This is a genomic window from Borborobacter xinjiangensis (genome assembly GCF_047739745.1).
Lineage (GTDB): Bacteria > Pseudomonadota > Alphaproteobacteria > Rhizobiales > Rhizobiaceae > Pseudaminobacter.
This window is the reverse complement of sequence record NZ_JBLLVA010000021.1, coordinates 1-17507: the sequence shown is the minus strand read 5'-3', so window position 1 is coordinate 17507 and position 17507 is coordinate 1. Positions and strand designations below refer to the sequence as shown.

The 17507-nt window shown below is 62.1% G+C and carries 17 protein-coding genes; 10 read left to right on the top strand and 7 right to left on the bottom strand.

Going from position 1 to position 17507, the window contains the following annotated elements:
- The first annotated feature begins 137 nt into the window (after positions 1 to 137).
- The 3 genes from greA (at position 138) to ACLKMW_RS19250 (ending at position 2601) form a co-directional block, all read left to right on the top strand.
- Positions 138 to 611 carry a transcription elongation factor GreA gene (gene greA / locus ACLKMW_RS19260; protein ID WP_415726128.1) on the top strand — a complete coding sequence of 158 codons (474 nt, stop codon included), beginning with the start codon at positions 138 to 140 and terminating at the stop codon, positions 609 to 611.
- Between the two features lie 77 nt (positions 612 to 688).
- Positions 689 to 1729, top strand: a complete 1041-nt coding sequence (locus ACLKMW_RS19255) for a glycosyltransferase family 4 protein (RefSeq protein ID WP_415726206.1) — start codon at positions 689 to 691, stop codon at positions 1727 to 1729.
- Between the two features lie 137 nt (positions 1730 to 1866).
- A complete protein-coding gene (locus tag ACLKMW_RS19250; protein WP_415726126.1) occupies positions 1867 to 2601 on the top strand; it encodes a glycosyltransferase family 25 protein in 735 nt (244 codons plus the stop codon).
- A 30-nt stretch (positions 2602 to 2631) separates the two neighbouring features.
- Here the strand turns inward: ACLKMW_RS19250 and ACLKMW_RS19245 are convergent, their stop codons facing one another.
- Positions 2632 to 3114, bottom strand: a complete 483-nt coding sequence (locus ACLKMW_RS19245; RefSeq protein ID WP_415726125.1) for an Lrp/AsnC family transcriptional regulator — start codon at positions 3112 to 3114, stop codon at positions 2632 to 2634.
- A 259-nt stretch (positions 3115 to 3373) separates the two neighbouring features.
- On the opposite strand from ACLKMW_RS19245, the gene trxB reads away from it, so the two are divergent.
- Positions 3374 to 4348, top strand: coding sequence for a thioredoxin-disulfide reductase (trxB, locus tag ACLKMW_RS19240; protein ID WP_415726124.1), 975 nt, complete (start codon positions 3374 to 3376; stop codon positions 4346 to 4348).
- A 41-nt stretch (positions 4349 to 4389) separates the two neighbouring features.
- The gene (locus ACLKMW_RS19235; RefSeq protein WP_415726123.1) at positions 4390 to 5286 is read left to right on the top strand and encodes a LysR family transcriptional regulator; all 897 of its coding nucleotides are present in this window, start codon (positions 4390 to 4392) and stop codon (positions 5284 to 5286) included.
- Positions 5287 to 5843: 557 nt separating this feature from the next.
- Here the strand turns inward: ACLKMW_RS19235 and ACLKMW_RS19230 are convergent.
- Together ACLKMW_RS19230 and ACLKMW_RS19225 are read right to left on the bottom strand one after the other, a co-directional pair.
- The gene (locus ACLKMW_RS19230) at positions 5844 to 7895 is read right to left on the bottom strand and encodes an elongation factor G (RefSeq protein WP_415726122.1); all 2052 of its coding nucleotides are present in this window, start codon (positions 7893 to 7895) and stop codon (positions 5844 to 5846) included.
- Between the two features lie 193 nt (positions 7896 to 8088).
- A complete protein-coding gene (locus ACLKMW_RS19225; protein ID WP_415726121.1) occupies positions 8089 to 9291 on the bottom strand; it encodes a pyridoxal phosphate-dependent aminotransferase in 1203 nt (400 codons plus the stop codon).
- A gap of 214 nt (positions 9292 to 9505) precedes the next feature.
- Here ACLKMW_RS19225 and ACLKMW_RS19220 point away from each other — a divergent pair, with 214 nt between their 5' ends.
- Complete coding sequence (locus tag ACLKMW_RS19220) at positions 9506 to 10354, top strand: EAL domain-containing protein (RefSeq protein WP_415726120.1); 849 nt, start codon at positions 9506 to 9508, stop codon at positions 10352 to 10354.
- Positions 10355 to 10447: 93 nt separating this feature from the next.
- The gene (locus tag ACLKMW_RS19215) at positions 10448 to 11059 is read left to right on the top strand and encodes a glutathione S-transferase family protein (protein ID WP_415726119.1); all 612 of its coding nucleotides are present in this window, start codon (positions 10448 to 10450) and stop codon (positions 11057 to 11059) included.
- A gap of 650 nt (positions 11060 to 11709) precedes the next feature.
- Here the strand turns inward: ACLKMW_RS19215 and ACLKMW_RS19210 are convergent.
- Positions 11710 to 11922, bottom strand: coding sequence for a cold-shock protein (locus ACLKMW_RS19210; RefSeq protein WP_415726118.1), 213 nt, complete (start codon positions 11920 to 11922; stop codon positions 11710 to 11712).
- 333 nt (positions 11923 to 12255) lie between these two features.
- On the opposite strand from ACLKMW_RS19210, the gene ACLKMW_RS19205 reads away from it, so the two are divergent.
- Positions 12256 to 12582 (top strand): hypothetical protein, encoded by a 327-nt coding sequence (locus ACLKMW_RS19205; RefSeq protein WP_415726117.1) that lies wholly within the window; start codon positions 12256 to 12258, stop codon positions 12580 to 12582.
- A 27-nt stretch (positions 12583 to 12609) separates the two neighbouring features.
- Here ACLKMW_RS19205 and ACLKMW_RS19200 read toward each other — a convergent pair whose 3' ends face one another.
- Positions 12610 to 13185, bottom strand: a complete 576-nt coding sequence (locus ACLKMW_RS19200; RefSeq protein WP_415726116.1) for a methylated-DNA--[protein]-cysteine S-methyltransferase — start codon at positions 13183 to 13185, stop codon at positions 12610 to 12612.
- Positions 13186 to 13465: 280 nt separating this feature from the next.
- On the opposite strand from ACLKMW_RS19200, the gene ACLKMW_RS19195 reads away from it, so the two are divergent.
- Positions 13466 to 14290, top strand: a complete 825-nt coding sequence (locus tag ACLKMW_RS19195) for a transglycosylase SLT domain-containing protein (RefSeq protein WP_415726115.1) — start codon at positions 13466 to 13468, stop codon at positions 14288 to 14290.
- Positions 14291 to 15614: 1324 nt separating this feature from the next.
- Complete coding sequence (locus ACLKMW_RS19190) at positions 15615 to 16070, top strand: GFA family protein (RefSeq protein ID WP_415726114.1); 456 nt, start codon at positions 15615 to 15617, stop codon at positions 16068 to 16070.
- A 228-nt stretch (positions 16071 to 16298) separates the two neighbouring features.
- On the opposite strand, the gene ACLKMW_RS19185 is transcribed toward ACLKMW_RS19190, so the two are convergent.
- Complete coding sequence (locus ACLKMW_RS19185) at positions 16299 to 16502, bottom strand: sigma factor-like helix-turn-helix DNA-binding protein (RefSeq protein WP_415726113.1); 204 nt, start codon at positions 16500 to 16502, stop codon at positions 16299 to 16301.
- Positions 16503 to 16756: 254 nt separating this feature from the next.
- The gene (locus ACLKMW_RS19180; RefSeq protein ID WP_415726111.1) at positions 16757 to 17167 is read right to left on the bottom strand and encodes a hypothetical protein; all 411 of its coding nucleotides are present in this window, start codon (positions 17165 to 17167) and stop codon (positions 16757 to 16759) included.
- Between the last annotated feature and the right edge of the window lie 340 nt (positions 17168 to 17507).

Here is a 17507-nt window from a genome sequence, read left to right as displayed (position 1 = left end):
AAGCTTGCTATATTGGGCGGGAGTGACTGAGCGGTACCCGTAGCTGAGGCTGCTGGACCGTTTTATTTTTATGTAGGGGAGGCTCCGCCAGAGATGGCCGGGGACACCCGAACTGTTTGAGGAAAGGGCCGATTATCATGAATAAGGTTCCGATGACCGCCGGGGGATTCGAGACGCTGAAGGAAGAGCTGCGCTGGCGCCAGCAGGACGAGCGCCCCCGCATCATCGAGGCGATCTCGGAGGCGCGCTCGCATGGCGACCTTTCGGAAAATGCCGAATATCATTCGGCCAAGGAGGCGCAGAGCCTGAATGAAGGCCGCATCAACGAACTCGAAGACCTTATCGCGCGCGCCGAAGTGATCGACATTTCCAAGCTCTCGGGCGAGAAGATCAAGTTCGGCGCCACCGTCAAGCTGGTCGACGAGGACACCGAAGAGGAAAAGACCTACCAGATCGTCGGCGACCAGGAGGCCGATGTGAAGCTCGGCCGCATCTCGATCTCCTCGCCGATCGCGCGGGCTCTGATCGGCAAGGAAGTCGGCGAATCGATCGAGGTCAATGCGCCTGGCGGCTCACGCGGCTACGAGGTCGTGCAGGTTCAATTCATCTGAAAGGCGGTCGGCCAATGGCCGCTTCCACGGGCACCACGCCTGCGACCCTGGCGACGGGGCATCACGCCAGCGTCGATATGAGCCGGATCGAAGTCGTCGCGCCCAACCTGAAGCGGCGGCTTTCGGGCGTCACCAGCACGATCGTCCAGCTTGTGCCGGTGCAGGCACGCACACTCGGCATCGCAACGCTTGGTCCGGGCCTGCCCGACAGTCTGCCGAAAATGCGCTGGTGGCAGGTGCCGGCGCTGGCCACCCGGCCGAAATCCGGCCGCAAGCGCATCTGGCACGCCAGGCGCAATACCGAAATGGTGGCGGGGCTGCTGCTGAAATCGGTGCTGCGCATGCCGCTAAAGCTGGTCTTCACCTCGGCGGCGCAGCGTCACCATAAACCGTTTACCCGCTGGCTGATCCGGCGCATGGACGCGGTGATCGCCACCAGCGCACGCTCCGGCGGATTTCTCCAGGTTCCTCATACCGTCGTCATGCATGGCGTCGATCTCGACGCGTTCTATCCACCCAAAGGCAGCGACGACGGGTTTTCCGCTTCCGGCCTACCCGGCAAATATGCCGTCGGCTGCTTCGGGCGCATCCGCCACCAGAAGGGCACCGACCTGTTCGTCGATGCGATGATCGAGCTTCTGCCGCACTATCCGGAATGGACGGCGGTGATCGCCGGTCGGGTGACGCCGGAACACAAGGCGTTCGGCGACGATCTCAAGGCGCGGGTGGCGAAGGCGGGGCTGTCGCAGCGCATCGTGTTCCTCGGCGAGGTGGACGACATCAAGCCCTGGTACAGGCGCATCTCGCTCTATGTCGCGCCCTCGCGCAATGAGGGGTTCGGCCTGACGCCGCTGGAAGCGATGGCGTCGGGCACGGCGGTGGTGGCAAGCGACGCCGGCGCCTATGCCGAGATGGTCGATGTCGGGCAGACCGGCGCCGTGGCCCCGGCCGGCGACGGCGCGGCGCTGCGCGAGGCGATCAGGCCCTATCTGGCCGATCCGGCGCTGGCGGCGGCGCATGGGGCCAATGCGGCGGCCGACGTCAAGGCGCTGTTTCCGCTGCAACGCGAGGCGGAAGGAATTCGCCGCGTCTACGATCACGTGTGGGCCGAGCGGTAGGAGCCCGCGGGCGCATCATGACACGTCAGCGTCATGGTTTGAGCAATATCATCTGTTCATACAATTCCGTCCGAACGCACAGCGCTTGAGCAGCCCCGCCCATCTCGCCTCTAATTGACCCTCCCAGGATCTGGTCGATGCCCACAGAAGCTTTCATCATCCACCTGCCGCGCGCCGAACAGCGCCGCAGGCAGGTCGAGGCTCTTTTGGCCGGTCTGCCGTTGCCGACCAGCGTCATCGACGCAGTGGATGGGCGGGCGTTGAGCGAGGCGGAGGTGAGCGCCGTCTATCGACGTAACCTGTACCGGCCGTATTATCCGTTCGAACTGAGCCGGGGCGAGATCGGCTGCTTCCTTTCTCACCGCAAGGTGTGGCAGGCCATCGTCGATCGGCAGCTCGATGCCGGTCTGATCGTGGAGGACGATGTCGAGCCGGATGCAGCACTTTTTCCGCAAGCGCTGAAGCTGGCATTGGCGCAGGTCCAGCCGGGGGATTATGTGCGGTTCGGTTTTCGCAGCCATACCGATGCGGGTCGCACCGTGGCTGGCGGCGCCGGTGTGACGCTGGTCGAACCGGCGCAGGTGGGGCTTGGAACGCAGATGCAACTCGTCGGGCGGCAGGCGGCGATGGAGTTGCTGGAGTCGACCAGCCTGTTCGATCGGCCGGTCGACACAACCATCCAGATGCGTTGGCTAAGATCTATGCGGATATTGGCGACGAGGCCTGTCTGTATTCGCCAGATCGATCATCTGCTGGGCGGCACCGTCGTGCAAAAAGCCGGAAAACCGCTAGGCGAGGTGTTGTCGCGGGAGGTAAAACGGTCGTTTTACCGGCTGTCGCTGCGAACGGCGGCCATTATCAGCAAAGGCTGAGCGGCGCTGCCGGCTTGGCATAGCGGAGTATCAATGCCGGTCGCCAATCGCCACGAGGCCCTCGTCCTTGACCTGGCGGATGGTGAGGGCCGTGCGCACCGTGTCGACATTGGGCGCGGAGGTCAGTTCCTCGATGACGAAGGATTGGAAGGCGGCGAGGTCGCTTGCCACGCAGTGGAGCAGGAAGTCGCTGTCTCCCGAGACCATCCACGCCTCGCGCACGATCGGCCATAGCCGCGTGCGGTCGGCGAAGGCCTTGAGCTCGCTTTCGGCATGATGATGCAGGCCGACCAGGCAGAAGGCGACGACATCCATGCCGAGCGATGGCCCGTTGAGCAGCGCGCGATAGCCGCGAATGATGCCCGCCTCTTCCAGCCGCTTGACGCGCCGGAGGCACGGAGGTGCCGAGATGCCGACGCGTTGCGACAATTCGACATTGGTGATGCGTCCGTCATCTTGAAGTTCGCGCAGAATCCTCCAGTCGATCGCGTCGAGGTCGGCTTTGAGCGGCATTTTTGGGGTTCCAGTCCGGTGGGCGTAAGAATCTGTCGCGTACGTGTAATAAACGTTCTTCGCGGACAGGAAAAGCGGAACTGTTTGGTCGGTTCGCGAATGTAAGGCCCGGCGCAATCAAGACTTGCAGCCGCGGCCTGCTGCAAGCTTTCCGGGGACGGTCGAATCGCCGCCTTGCTGGCGCGCCTGCCAGCACCTAAATTAGCCGCGAGTTCCGTGGCGTGCCTGATGCGCCGCGCAGATGACGAAGGTTTTTCATATGACGACCAAACACGCGCCTGTCCTCATCATCGGTTCCGGACCGGCGGGCTATACGGCAGCGATCTATGCGGCGCGCGCCATGCTGAAACCTGTGCTTGTGGCGGGCCTGCAGCAGGGCGGGCAACTGACGATCACCACCGATGTCGAGAACTATCCGGGCTTCGCCGAACCGATCCAGGGGCCGTGGCTGATGGAGCAGATGCTCAAGCAGGCCGAGCATGTGGGAGCCGAGATCGTCAACGACATGATCGTCGAGGTCGATCTCGACGTGCGGCCGTTTCGGCTGAAGGGCGATTCAGGAACGCAATATAGCTGCGACGCTTTGGTCATCGCCACCGGCGCGCAGGCGAAGTGGCTCGGCATTCCGAGCGAGCAGACCTACATGGGCTTCGGCGTGTCGGCCTGCGCGACCTGCGACGGCTTCTTCTATCGCGGCAAGGATGTGGCGGTGATCGGCGGCGGCAATTCGGCGGTGGAAGAGGCTCTCTATCTGTCGAATCTCGCCAGGAGCGTGACGGTGATCCACCGGCGCAGCGATTTTCGCGCCGAGCGCATTCTGCGCGAAAGGCTGTTCAAGAAGGAGAACATCAGGGTGATCTGGGACACGGTGGTGGACGAGATCACCGGCAATCCGGGCAAGGCGCCGCTGCCACCTTCGGCCGATGGCCTGAAGCTGCGCAATGTGGTGACCGGCGTGGAAAGCCATCTCAAGGCCGACGGCGTCTTCGTGGCGATCGGCCATGCGCCGGCGGTGGAACTGTTCGTCGGCAAGCTGAAGCAGAAGCCGAACGGCTATCTTTGGACCGAGCCGGGTTCGACCCGCACCGATGTTGCGGGCGTGTTCGCGGCCGGCGACGTGGCCGATGATGTCTACCGGCAGGCGGTGACGGCGGCAGGACTTGGCTGCATGGCCGCGCTGGAGGCGGAAAAATATCTGGCGGGCGTGGAAGCAGTTCGCGAAGCGGCGGAATGAAAAGCAGACCGACCGCAAAAGGCCGGCGGAACGAGGGGAACATGGCACTGGACTGGGACAAGCTACGCGTGTTCCACGCCGCGGCGGAAGCCGGGTCGTTTACGCATGCGGCCGAGACGCTGCGACTGTCGCAGTCGGCGATCTCGCGGCAGGTGGGTGCGCTGGAGCATGATGTCGGCGTGCCGCTGTTTCACCGTCATGCGCGCGGCCTGGTGCTGACCGAACAGGGCGAGATGCTGTTCCGCACCGCCCATGACGTGCTGATGAAGCTGGAATCGATCAAGACGCGCCTGATCGAGGCCAAGGATCGGCCGTCGGGCATTCTGAGGGTGACGACGACGGTCGGCCTCGGCGCCGGCTGGCTGACCGAACGGGTCCAGGAATTCCTTGAACTCTATCCCGAGATCAACCTTCAGCTCATCTTGGCCAATGAAGAACTCGACCTGACCATGCGCCAGGCCGATTGTGCCATCAGGTTGCGCCAGCCGCAGCAGCCCGATCTGATCCAGCGGCGTCTCTTCACCGTGCATTTCCATCTCTATGCCGCACCCTCCTATATCGAGAAGCACGGCCGTCCGGAGACGATGGCGGATCTGAAGAAGCACCGCATCGTAACCTTCGGCGTGCCGGTGCCGCCGCATCTGAGCGAACTCAACTGGCTGGAGACGGTCGGCGATTTCGACGGCGGCCAGCGGATCGCCAATCTGCAGATCAACGATATCCTTTCGGTCAAGCGCGCGGTGCAGACCGGAGCCGGCATCGCCATGCTGCCTGATTACGTCGTGAGCAAGGATGCAGGGCTGGTGAAATTGCTGGGCGAGACGGAAGTGCCGTCGTTCGACACTTATTTCTGCTATCCCGATGCGATGAAGAACCAGGCGAAACTCCATGTTTTCCGGGACTTCGTCATCGCCAAGGCGCGCAACTGGTCCTATTGAGGCGGCCATCTGGATCAAAGGCTGCGTCATTTTGCATGGGTGCCTTGCAAGGATTGTGCTTGTTTCTCAGGCATGGACGGCCCATATAACAATCATCTCCAGGGCGCGTTCCTCCTCCCATTAGCGCCCTCGAGTGTTCCCCTCTGGAGGTAGCTTTAATTAGCACTCCAACAAACTCAGCCGGGTCTTTCAGATCCGGCTTTTTTGTTTTCTGGCACCGTGGCCCAAGCTGTGTCGTCGTGACGAATTGGGCGGATGAATTAATTCCGCCGCCTTACTTGCCGGCCGACGTAACCGTGACATGTAACATCCGGTAACCTGCCCGACCTGCCCCATCTTTGTTAGGTGGGTTACAGGACGCGACGGGTCGTCGGGAGATGGGGGCATCACCCGGTCGGCCAGGACTCAGGTAACGGTCGCGTCCAACTATTCTGCCGCGGCCAATGTGGAAATCGCATGCGGCGGACCTGACGTGCCGCCTCCTCCCACTCCCAACGGTGGCACGGTCCGCAAACGCGGCGTCCGGATCTTAATCCGGGCGCCGTGTCCATTTCCGATCAGGCCGCCTTGCCGTTGGCGTTCATCGCCTCATCGGCCAGCCGCCCGGTGAGTTCGGCCATATGGTCGAACACTGCGCGATAACTGGCGACGCCGGCCGTCGCCGAGCGCAGCTCGATGATAAGGTCGGCGATCTCGGCTTGCGGCATGGTTGCGTCAACGACGTCCCATCCCGGCCAGCCGGGCCGCGCGTCATAGCCGAGGATCTGACCGCGCCGCTGCGGCACGATGCCGGTGATCTTGGCCGTCGCATCGGAGGGCGTGAAGATCTCGACCTTCATGATCGGTTCCAAAAGCACAGGCGAGCAGGCTGCCATGCCTTCCTTCATGGCGAGCCTCGCCGCCATCTGGAACGCCATGTCGGAGGAATCGACGGCGTGGTAGGAACCGTCCGATAGGTTGACGGCGACATCGACGACCGGAAAGCCGAGCGGACCGGATTTCAGGTAGTCGCGGACGCCGGCTTCGACCGACTGGATGTAGGTCTTGGGCACCACGCCGCCAGTGATGGTGTCGGTGAACTGGAAGCCGGTGCCGCGGGGCAGGGGCTTGATCTCCACCACGACATCGCCGAACTGGCCGTGCCCGCCCGACTGCTTCTTGTGGCGGCCGCGCTGCTGCGTCGATTTGCGGATGGTCTCGCGATAGGGCACGGCCGGCACGCGGCCTTCCACCGGTATCTGGTTTCGGCCCTCCAGCCGCTCGACCGTGACGCGCAGATGCATTTCGCCGTGACCGGACAGCACCGTCTCGGCGCTTTCCTGCTGCTGGCGCAGTGTCAGGGAAGGGTCCTCCTCGGCGAGGCGCTGGATCGCCGCCGACATCTTCACGTCGTCCTTGCGCTCCTTCGGCCGCAGCGCCATCGAAAATACCGGCGGCGGTGGCGAGAGTTCGACGAGCGGGGCGATGCCGCCCTTGATGGACGACAGGGTCTGACCGGTTCGCGCCGCGTCGAGCTTGCCGAGCGCCACGGTCTCGCCTTCGCCGGCGGAGGGCTGCTTGGTCTGGTCCTTGCCGAACATGCGGTAGACGCCGGAGACACGAACGGCCGCACCGCCGGGCAGGAACAGCTCGGTGCCGTCGGCGAGGCTGCCCGACAGGACGCGCGCGACCGACAGCTTGCCGCCATGCGGCGTGTAGATGGTCTTCATGATCTGCGCCACCGTGGCGGTTCCCTCGGGCACACCGAGGCGAATGCGCGTCGCCGCGACATCCGGTGCGTCATGGCGGATCGCTTTCAAGAGACGCAGCACGCCGTTGCCTTTTTCCGCCGTGCCGATGAGGACTGGGGTGACCGTGCCGTCGCGCAGGTCGGCCGAAAGATTGTCGAAAACCGCATCTTTTGGCGGCTCGATCTCCTCCAGCAACTGCTCCATCAGATGATCGTCATGGTCGGCCAGGGTTTCGAGCATGGAGAAGCGGGCCTCCAGCTCGCGCGCCTTGTCGTCACCGGGAATTTCGGCGATCTCGCTTGGCGCATATTCGCGGTAGACATAGGCGCGCTCGAGCGCCAGGTCGATCGAGCCGACGACGATGCCATCCTTGCGCAGCGGAATTTGGCGCAGCAGCAGCGGCACGGAACTTGCCGGCTGCAGCATCTTGAGCGTATCGCGCACGCCGATGGTGGATTTGTCGATCTTGTTGAGGAACAGGATGCGCGGCAGACCGATCTCGTCGAGCGTGCGCATGATCTGCTGCAAGGCCGGAATTTTCTTTTCGTCGGCTTCGGCGACGACAACCGCCAGATCGCAGGCGGCGAGAACCGGCTCGGCCTCGAAGGCGAACTCCACCGAACCCGGGCAATCGACGAAGGTCAGGTCGTCGCCCATGAATTCGGTGCTGGCGAATGTCGCTTCCACGCTCATGGCGTGAGCGCGGGCCTCGGCCGAATAGTCGGAAACGGAGTTGCCGGACGTTACCGGATTCTGCCGGGAAATGGCGCCGGTACGGGCGAGTATGGCTTCAAGAAGGGTGGTTTTTCCGCTTGAAAAGGGACCGACGATGGCGATGCATTTCGGTCCCGTGCGTCGTCCTCCGGCGCGACTTGCCATGATGCTGACCTCCACTCAGGCGTTATCCTTCGAGCGGCGGCCGGCCTGACGACCGTCGCGTGGAATGCATCGTCCCATGGCTCCGGGTCGAGGGCAAGGGAATTGAGCCGGCGCAAGGGACGAGCATCCCGGTTCAAAGAAAAACCCGGCGCGAGGCCGGGTTCTTCATCAGCCGAATGATGATTAAGGCAGGTCAGCTCAGCGACGCCGTGAAGCGCTGGATGCGGGTGCAGGCCTCTTCCAGCAATTTCTCGGAGGTGGCGTAGGAGATGCGGAAGTTGGGCCCGAGACCGAAGGCCGAGCCGAACACCACCGCCACGCCTTCGGCTTCCAGCAGTTCGCTGCAGAACGTCTCGTCGGTGTCGATGGTCTTGCCGGAAGCCGTCTTCTTGCCGATCAGCCCGGCGCAGGACGGATAGACGTAGAAGGCACCTTCGGGCGACGGGCAGGTGATGCCGCGCGCCTGGTTCAGCATCGACACGACAAGATCGCGCCGACCCTGGAAGATCGCCTTGTTGCGGGCGATGAAGTCCTGCGGGCCGGTCAGCGCTTCGACCGACGCCCACTGGGCGATGGTGCAGGCGCCGGAGGTCTGCTGGCCCTGGATCATGTCCATCGCCTTGATGAGTTCGATCGGGCCGGCGGCGTAGCCGATGCGCCAGCCGGTCATTGCATAGGCCTTCGACACGCCGTTCATGGTGAGCGTGCGTTCATAAAGGCGCGGCTCGACCTCGGCGATGGTCTTGAAGACGAAATCGCCATAGGTCAGATGCTCGTACATGTCATCGGTAAGCACCCAGACCTGCGGGTGCTTCAGGAGCACGTCGGCGATTTCCTTGAGCTCGGCCTCGGTATAGGCCGCACCCGACGGGTTCGACGGCGAGTTCAGCACCAGCCATTTGGTGCGCGGCGTGATCGCCTTCTCGAGTGCGGCCGCCTTCAGCTTGAAGCCGTTGTCGGCCGTGGTTTCGGCGAAGGTCGGCGTGCCGCCGCACAACAGCACCATCTCAGGATAGCTGACCCAATAAGGCGTCGGGATAACCACCTCGTCGCCCTGGTTCAGCGTCGCCATGAAGGCGTTGAACAGGATCTGCTTGCCGCCGGTGGCCACGATCGTCTGCGCCGGCTTGTAGTCCAGATTGTTTTCGCGCTTGAACTTGGCGGCGATCGCCTCGCGCAGAGGCACGATGCCGGAAACCGGCGGATACTTCGTCTCGCCACGGCGGATCGCCTCGATGGCCGCATTCTTGATGTTGTCGGGCGTGTCGAAATCCGGCTCGCCAGCACCAAGGCCGATGATGTCACGGCCGTTCGCTTTCAACTCGCGCGCTTTCTGGCTGACCGCAATGGTCGCGGAAGGCTTTACGCGGGAAAGGGCGTCGGCGAGGAAGGCCATGACTGTCTGTCTCCTTTTCATGGATTGGCCCGAGTTGGGCCGGGCTTGTCATGTCGGATTGCGCGGGAAATCGCAAGGGCTGGTTAAGCCTGCCTGCGCAAAGTTGTGCCGCCACATGCCTCATTAACGCCGGCGCAAATGTTGGATGCAAGTGTCGGGGCAACGAGGCGGCATCTCAAGCCGCTATCAAAAGACTTGCAGGGAGAATAGCGCCATGAATGCGGCATCTGGCGGACCAGCCGGCGTAAGACAGGCTATCGTCGTCGACGAACTCGGCATCGCAATCGGCGTTCATGAAGCCTACCGGCTGAAGAGCGCATATCGGCCTCTGTTCTCGAAGGAGGGCGACAAACTGGTGCCAATCGGCGTCAAAGCTTCAACCGTGCCGTTCACGGGTGGCAAGCAGATCGCCTTTGCCGATTTCCGCGCGGGTTTGAATCCAGCCGATATGTCGGGGGTCATCGGCCTGTGCTCTGCTCTCGGTCTTGCCAATTATCGCCATGTCGGCATCGATGGGCTCGATCTGTGGGTTGGTTATCATCCGATCCTGAACGGGGAACTTTCGCCATGGCTGGATGAAACGGTGGACGCCGACGATTATGAAGTGCTGCCGCGGCCGCGCCGGCTTGTCTGCGAGTTCGACGCGAGCGAGGAACATCGGCAGGCGCTGATCGGCCACGGTGGGACATTGCGCGAGAAGGGCTTCGGCGTTGCGATCGGCGTTTTCGGCAGCAAGCATCTTGCCGAGACGGAGTTCGGCCTGAGCGGACCTGATATCGTGCGGGTCGAGGCCGGCTGGTTTGCGCAGGCCTATCAGGATGCGGCCACGGCGAGGTTGCTTGGCACGGTCATTTCGCGGCTGCGTCACCGCGGCATAAGGGTGCTGGTCGAGGGCATCGCCAGCCCGGGGCATTTGCGCGTGGCGCACAAATGCGGGGCCGACCTGTTCCAAGGTGACTATCTCGCCCCGGCGGCACTCGGCGGAACGGTTTTCGAACTGGAGCCGCTGTCCATCCGGCGACTGCTCGACGAACCGTACAGGGTTACCCGACACTTGGGGTGACGCATTGATTCCATTGACGTGTCGTTTGAAAAAACTCACTGGATGACGGTGCCCGTCGGCGGGATAGTGCGCCGCCAAATCGGAGCGACCGGCATGGCAAGACTTTATGGGATGATCGACAGCGGCAATTGCTACAAGCCGCGTCTTTTGATGGCAAAGCTCGGCTTGCCGTTCGAGCATGTCGAGGTGAGTTCGCATACCGGCGCAACGCGCTCGCCGGAGTATACGGCCAAGAACCCCAATGCGATGGTGCCGCTGCTGGAGCTGGACGACGGACGGCTGCTGGCCGAATCCAACGCGATCCTGCTCTATCTTGCCGAAGGAACCCGCTTCCTGCCCGCCGACGCCTATCAGCGCGGGCTTGCCTATCAATGGATGTTCTTCGAGCAGTACAGCCATGAGCCTTATATTGCCGTGCGCAAGGCGCTGCTGACCGTGCCAAGGCGGGCCGGCGAGGCGACGCCGGAGCGACTGGCGCTGACGCTGGAACGCGGCAACAAGGCTCTTGGCGTCATGGAACGGCATTTGGCTGGCAATGCGTTTTTCGCCGGTGCGGAATTCAGCGTCGCCGATATCGCGCTCTATGCCTATACGCATGAGGCAGGCGCCGGCGGCTTCGATCTCGCTGATTATCCGGCGGTCTCGGCCTGGCTGGAGCGAGTACACGCCGACTCCGGCCATGTTCCGATCGAGTGGCTGCCCTGATCGCCATCTTGCGAGAGGGCGCTTGCTTGCTCGCGGCTGCGACCTGACGTAACGTCAACTATCTCGAAAAATTTAAGCGAACTCGAGGGAATGTCATGAAAGCCATTCTGTTGACGTGTGTCGCTTCCTTTATCGTTACAGCAAATGCCTTCGCTCACGACCAGGTCAGGCACAAGAAAATGACCGAGGCGCCGCGCGCTTGCGCGACGTCGGCGAACTCGTCCGCCAAGGTGAATTCGTCCGCCAGGATAGATTGCGTCGCGACCGGTGCAATCAGCGCGCCGCGAACCGTGGTCGTCGGCGAACGAGCGAAACCGAAGCCGCGTCTCGGCTATGACGGGAGCCCGTGGTTTTTCCAGTAGCGTAGAATGCGGGCCGGGTTGCTCGGGCTTTAAAAACAAAAAGGCGGGAGTTACCCCGCCTTCCGTATCCAAGTGGGCTGACCTTGCTGGAGTTCATCGACCGAGGCCGGCGGCAATCTGCCGCTTCGACGTTTCGATCATGACCCCGGCGCGCTTGTCGCGCGGCCGCCAGTACATCCGTGACTTGCCGCGCGCTCCGAACTCAGCGGTCCGGTGCGCGCTGGCGCTTTTCAGCTTGGCATGGTCTTCATGAAAGGTCTTTGCGACCCTTCGGGACCATGCGCCAAATCAGCCGGCCTTGGAAAGAGAACCAGCAGAGGACTTGCCGGTGCGGCGGTCCTGCTCGATCTCGAAATTGATCTTCTGGCCTTCGACGAGATTCGAAAGACCAGCACGCTCGACGGCCGAGATGTGGACGAAAACGTCCGCGCCGCCTGCATCGGGCTGAATGAAGCCAAAACCCTTGGTTGCGTTAAACCACTTAACGGTACCAGTTGCCATTTTACGTTCCTTGCGTTTGCAACGTTTAGGCCAGGCGAACCTGGCCGCTTGTATCGAGATTTTGGAGATAGATAACAGCAAACGCGAGGAAAATCGCGGGACTACAGATCGATCGGCCGAAATATCAACGTGGCTGATATAGTGCCTCTTGGCCAATAACACAAGGGCGGAGTTTTACCGAGCGCGTCACCGGCTTGTGATGGTGACGGTTGCGGGTCGGCGTCGCCGAAACCCCGCAGTTGTGTTAGCTTCAGCCGGTTAAGGCTCCTGTTCTCGGCGGCGGGCTGCCAGAATGCAAATGCCCCGAAGGGAGAATTGGCCATGAAACCTGTCATGAGACCTGTCTTGCTTGGCTTGTGCCTGTCGGTGCTGGGCGTTCAGGCGCAGGCAGTGTCCCGCTACAACCCCACCCGCATGTACTGCGCCGAGGTGCAGGCGACCATCGACGGGGAGGGGGCGGTGATCCTGCGCTACCAGTCGCGGCGCAACCCCTCGCTTCCGCTTTACGACCGCTATGTCAGCCATGCGGGATATTGCAGCTTCAACGAGTGGGCCGCGCCGGCCTATGTGCCCAGCGCCGATACGGCGTCATGCCCGGTGCGCAAATGCGAGCAGATCGACCCGCTCGAGCGCGTGGAGATATTCCGGCACAGGAACTAGCTCTGAGCTCGCTTTCGCGATCATGCTCTAAAAGCCGAACGACGCCTGTGCCGGCGGAGGCGGGCCGACGCGCACCCCTTCCATGGCCAGCAGACGTTCCTTCGTCGCCGAACCGCCGGGCGCCGAGAAGCCGCCGATCTTGCCGCCGGCGGCAAGAATGCGGTGGCAGGGAACCACGAGGGGCACCGGATTGCTGCCGAGCGCCTGACCGGTTTCGCGCGCCATGCCCGGATGGCCGGCGCGGGCGGCAAGCTCGCCATAGGTGGTGACTTCACCGAAGCCGAGCTTGCGGGCGGCAGCGTAAATTGCCAGCCGGAACGCGTCGACGCCGCCGAGATCGACCGGCGTGCCGGAAAAATCGACCGCCTCGCCGGATGCATAACGGGTGATGGCAGCGACGACCGAGGCGATTTGCTCGGGCAGGTGCTCGGCTGGCTGGGCCGCCTGATTGCCGCGATCGGGAATGGTGGCAAGCAGCCGCCTTTGCGTGGCGGCACGGTCGCGCTCCGGCAATTGCAGCCGGGTCAGGCCGGCGTCGCTCCAGGCAATGCCGATCCAGCCGATTTGCGTTTCGAACAGATGATAGCAAAGGCTTGCGGTCATGATTTCCCTTCCGGGGCTCGCAGACTTCTAGCATGAATGCCGGCGAGTACAAAGGAAGAACATCGGCCGCCGGCGAATTTCGCCGTCACTCTACGCCATGGGCGCTTCGCCAAAGGCGCGCGCGCCCCGTTGCCGAAAAGATGCGGCTCATGTAAGAAATGCTTCGGGGGCGGGACCATTTCGGGGCATTCATCGTGCTCCAGCCTATTGTTTTTCATGCATGATCCTGCCGGGAACCCGGCGTTTCGGATCGTGCGCCATATTTGGACAAGAGCGCGGTTTGCCTTCATTTTCCAGATTTTTCCTGGCTGCAATCGTGCTTTCGCCTCTGGCGCTGGCCGCCTGTTCGACCACCGGCGGGAACGCCGTGGACAGCCTGGCGCTGAGTTTTCCGGAGGACCCGGTGCTGCCGGAGGTGGTGGCGCTGGTGCCGACGCCGAGCGGCACGACCGAGGTCGGCTACGCCATGGCGGCGGAAGCCGAGGCCGACACCACGCTCAGCGTCAATTCCTATGCCGCGCCGGCGCCCGACACGCGCTTCGGCCCGGCGACGGTGGCGGCGCGCAGCCCCGAGCTCGACGCGCTGATTGCGCGCTATGCGGAACATTACGAAGTGCCGGTCGATCTGGTGCGGCGCGTGGTGAAGCGCGAAAGCACCTTCAATCCCGGCCTGCGCAACGGACCCTATTGGGGGCTGATGCAGATCCGCCACGATACGGCACGGGGCATGGGCTATCGCGGCCCGGCGAGCGGGCTGCTCGATGCCGAGACCAATTTGAAATATGCGGTGCGCTACCTGCGCGGCGCCTATCTGGTGGCGAACGGCAATTACGACCGGGCCGTGGGCTTCTACGCGCGCGGCTATTATTATGACGCCAAGCGCCGCGGCCTGCTGGACGAAACCGGGCTTGGCCGAGACCGCCGCCGCATGAAACGGAAAGCCCCGGCCGTGGCGCCGGAGGTGCTGCCGGTGGCCGCACCCGCCAATCCAGGACTGCCGACCGCCTCGCCGATGGAAGACGATTTCCGGATAGCCCCGCTGCAGGAGCCTGCCGAGTTGCCGGCCGTCGCGCCCACGCCGACCCTCGCGGCCACGCCCGCCTGAAGAACACGCATCATCATCGCTCCGGCGCAGCGTCGATAGCACCCCCACTCCGTCTCGGCTTCGCCTCGACACCTCTCCCCCTGCCCGGGGGAGAGGACAGGCGGCGGCGCCTTACCTTTTCCTTGATGGGGGGTGATGAGTTACTATGGACGTATGCCCCCACCCCGATCCGCTGACGCGGATCGACCCTCCCCACCTCGGGGGAGGGTAAAGCGCGTCTCAGCATCGCCACGTCGGCTGTTGCCGTCTGGAGGCGCGCTTTGCCCCGCCCTTAAGCTGGCCCCCCTCTCCGTCCCGGCTTCGCCTCGACACCTCTCCCCAGAGGGGCGAGGAACCCACGTTCTGATAGGGTCGCTCACAGTATTCCGCTGCCACGCCCGCTTTGCGTCTGGGGGTCCTTTGCCCCGCCCTTAAGCTGCCTCGCTTCGCTCGTCGCTGGAGGGGGCCCGAATGGCCAGACGCAGCCAGGCACAGATATTCATCGCCACGCCCGCTTTTGCGTCTGGCCATTGACAAAGAACGGACTTCCTTTCGAGAAGTCGGGAAGACGGGCGGCCGCGCGGACGCTCGTTGAGTTAGATATGCGACCTTGCGGCCGCCCGTCCGGCTTTGTCTCCGGTTCGCTCGCTGGGATCGCCCACTGCCGGGAACGGCTCCCTGCCGGAACGGCAGAAATGCCTTCCGGACGACGGCCCAGCGCTTTCCGCTGATTTCAACCGGCAGCCCCCGAAGGGCGGGCCGGCCTTTGATGAAGCCGCCATCCATGCGAACTTTCCGGGTCCGCCCCATGGCCACGTTAGCCGCGAGGACGGAAGCCGGTTTCTCCCCGCGCAACCACCGTCATGATCGGCCTTCCCGCAGGAGAAACTGCAAGGGATTATGCGAGCGGAGGAAAAGGGGTGGATGGATGTGCGGTCCTTGCCGGCGATGGTGTGAGTAAATTCAGCGGCTTGGTAGCGGGGAGGGTGGTGTTTTGTCCCTTCCTGTCGATGCATTTGCGCCCAAAGTTCCGAGCCGAATTTGGTTTGTTGGACGATGGGCATGAATCCCGGCTCACCGGTCGCTTTCGCTCCTGGCCGGGATGAAGATACCAACGGGCAGCGCGTTCCTGACGGTGGCGCCAGGCAGTTGAACGGAGGCCGCCAGACACACTCATCCCGGAAGCCGGCGCGGAGCGAGACTATCCGGGGCCTTGCCCTCGTCCACTTCCAGCATAGCCGCAGCACGGAGCATCCTCGGTCCGGGACGTGACGGCATGCGGTTCCCTCTTTCGCCGGGCTTGCGTAAGCTGCCCCGTCGATGGCCGGAAGACAGGAGGCGGCAAATGCGCGACTGGAAACTGCCATGGGAGGGCGGGTGCCGCTGCGGGCAGGTGCGGTTCAGGGTGAATGCTGCCCCACTGGTCACCATGGCCTGCCACTGCACCGGCTGCCAGAAAATGAGTTCTTCGGCCTTTTCGCTGTCGGCCGCCATTCCCGCCGAGGGTTTTGAGGTCATCCAGGGAGAGCCGGTGATCGGCGGGCTGCATGGCGCGACGCGGCATTATTTCTGCCCGCACTGCATGAGCTGGATGTTCACGCGGCCGGAAGGCATGGACTGGTTCGTCAACCTGCGCACCACCATGCTCGACGAGCCGAGCCGGCTCGCGCCCTTTGTCGAGACCTGGACAGCAGAGAAGCTGGCGTTTGCCCAGACCGGCGCGCCGCACAGCTACGACAAGCTGCCGCCTCTGGAAGCGTGGGAGGGGCTGATACGGGAGTATGAGGGGTGGGTGGGATGAGGGTTCTCGCATCTCATTCGTTCACCACCCAGGGCTGGGTTGCCGCCAACAAAGCGACAACCCTTTCTGTATTATCTGCGCTGACCCTTCTTCTCATCTTGAGAGAGTACCGAAGCTGCCAAGCGTTTCGCTTCCGCAGCGGTCGGTCTCCTGGATCCGCTCAAGATTTTTGAGGCAAGCGTTGATATCCGAGATGAACTCTGTTTCTTAGCCATCGCTGACAGCCTTTTATAGTTGCGCGGGCAGAATGCCAGGGTGACGCTTGCCCTTATTAATTTCGCTGACGCGACCCTGATTGATGCCGAAACGAGCAGCGATATCGTGCTGAGTCATTCCATGGGCCAACAATGCCTTGATAATTGCTGCCATCTCTTCGGAGACCTCTGGAGAGCGCTGGCGACGGGGATAGGGGAGTTCGATTTCGATAGTCATTTACGCATGTCCTTTTTGCGCGTCTGACCCGAGTTGAATGAGCGGAGAGTTTAATGTAAGGATTCCTTGTGAAGGGGGACTTACAGCTCTCATCCGACCATGCCTGACTCGAGTCGTAATTGACTTCAGGCTAGTCACATAAAGCGGGCGATGCATTGGTGGTGCAGCCCGCTTTTTTGTTGCCTCAAACCTATGAGGCAATTCTTGCTTCGCTGATGCTATTGAAACGGCATTCGTTATTGTGATCTTCATAGCTAATCATGCGCACTTATCTCCGGAACAAGTATCCATCGGCCCTTTGCGTCGTAAACAATCCCCTCGTGTTTCAGTCGAGAGAGTTGTGGGCTAAGGCTTGATCGCGGATAGTTAGTCCCGAGTAGTTCATTCATCCTAGACAGAATTTCGGTTGCTAGAAGTCCATCTGGGTATTTTTGGAGGATTTCCACGGCTGCTTCTTTCATAGTGAAAGATTTTTTTCGATTATCTTTTAGTTGACCCACGGAAATCGGCGGATTTTCTTCCACGACTGGCAAGCCTGATGCTCTCGACGCCTTTTCTATTTCGTCAATTTCTTTCTGAATGACTTTTAACTGCGTGTGAAGTTCTGCGCGCTGCCTTTGCAGGCTGGCGTATCTGGCTCTCAAAAATTCTTCCAACGTCGTCATGGGTTCAAATATAGTCGATGTGGACTCCGAAGTCAAGAATGTGGACTCGGAGTCGTGGTTAACGAGTCGTTAGCACGAAAACCTGCGATTGGCACGAAAGTTGCTACGCGTAGAAGCTCAACTTTCATGGAAAGGAACGAAATCCAGGCGAGTCGTGGTTAACGAGTCGTCACAACTCGGAGGTCCGCGATGCGACGTATTGACGCATGACTGGCTGCCGTACTCGAAATTTGATTCGGAGACAGACTAACGTGAATTCAGATCGTGTTCGGGGCAGCTAGCTCTTATGACCGTGGTCAAGTGTGATAGATGAACTTTTCCGTCCCATGTCTTTGCCACA

Coding starts and splice junctions, on each gene's coding strand:
- ACLKMW_RS19200 (WP_415726116.1), bottom strand. CDS start 13,185: ATGACCGCAAGCCTTTGCTATCATCTGTTCGAAACGCAAATCGGCTGG.
- ACLKMW_RS19255 (WP_415726206.1), top strand. CDS start 689: ATGAGCCGGATCGAAGTCGTCGCGCCCAACCTGAAGCGGCGGCTTTCG.
- trxB (WP_415726124.1), top strand. CDS start 3,374: ATGACGACCAAACACGCGCCTGTCCTCATCATCGGTTCCGGACCGGCG.
- ACLKMW_RS19185 (WP_415726113.1), bottom strand. CDS start 16,502: ATGACTATCGAAATCGAACTCCCCTATCCCCGTCGCCAGCGCTCTCCA.
- ACLKMW_RS19225 (WP_415726121.1), bottom strand. CDS start 9,291: ATGGCCTTCCTCGCCGACGCCCTTTCCCGCGTAAAGCCTTCCGCGACC.
- ACLKMW_RS19220 (WP_415726120.1), top strand. CDS start 9,506: ATGAATGCGGCATCTGGCGGACCAGCCGGCGTAAGACAGGCTATCGTC.
- ACLKMW_RS19205 (WP_415726117.1), top strand. CDS start 12,256: ATGAGACCTGTCTTGCTTGGCTTGTGCCTGTCGGTGCTGGGCGTTCAG.
- greA (WP_415726128.1), top strand. CDS start 138: ATGAATAAGGTTCCGATGACCGCCGGGGGATTCGAGACGCTGAAGGAA.
- ACLKMW_RS19190 (WP_415726114.1), top strand. CDS start 15,615: ATGCGCGACTGGAAACTGCCATGGGAGGGCGGGTGCCGCTGCGGGCAG.
- ACLKMW_RS19210 (WP_415726118.1), bottom strand. CDS start 11,922: ATGGCAACTGGTACCGTTAAGTGGTTTAACGCAACCAAGGGTTTTGGC.
- ACLKMW_RS19250 (WP_415726126.1), top strand. CDS start 1,867: ATGCCCACAGAAGCTTTCATCATCCACCTGCCGCGCGCCGAACAGCGC.
- ACLKMW_RS19180 (WP_415726111.1), bottom strand. CDS start 17,167: ATGACGACGTTGGAAGAATTTTTGAGAGCCAGATACGCCAGCCTGCAA.
- ACLKMW_RS19230 (WP_415726122.1), bottom strand. CDS start 7,895: ATGGCAAGTCGCGCCGGAGGACGACGCACGGGACCGAAATGCATCGCC.
- ACLKMW_RS19215 (WP_415726119.1), top strand. CDS start 10,448: ATGGCAAGACTTTATGGGATGATCGACAGCGGCAATTGCTACAAGCCG.
- ACLKMW_RS19245 (WP_415726125.1), bottom strand. CDS start 3,114: ATGCCGCTCAAAGCCGACCTCGACGCGATCGACTGGAGGATTCTGCGC.
- ACLKMW_RS19235 (WP_415726123.1), top strand. CDS start 4,390: ATGGCACTGGACTGGGACAAGCTACGCGTGTTCCACGCCGCGGCGGAA.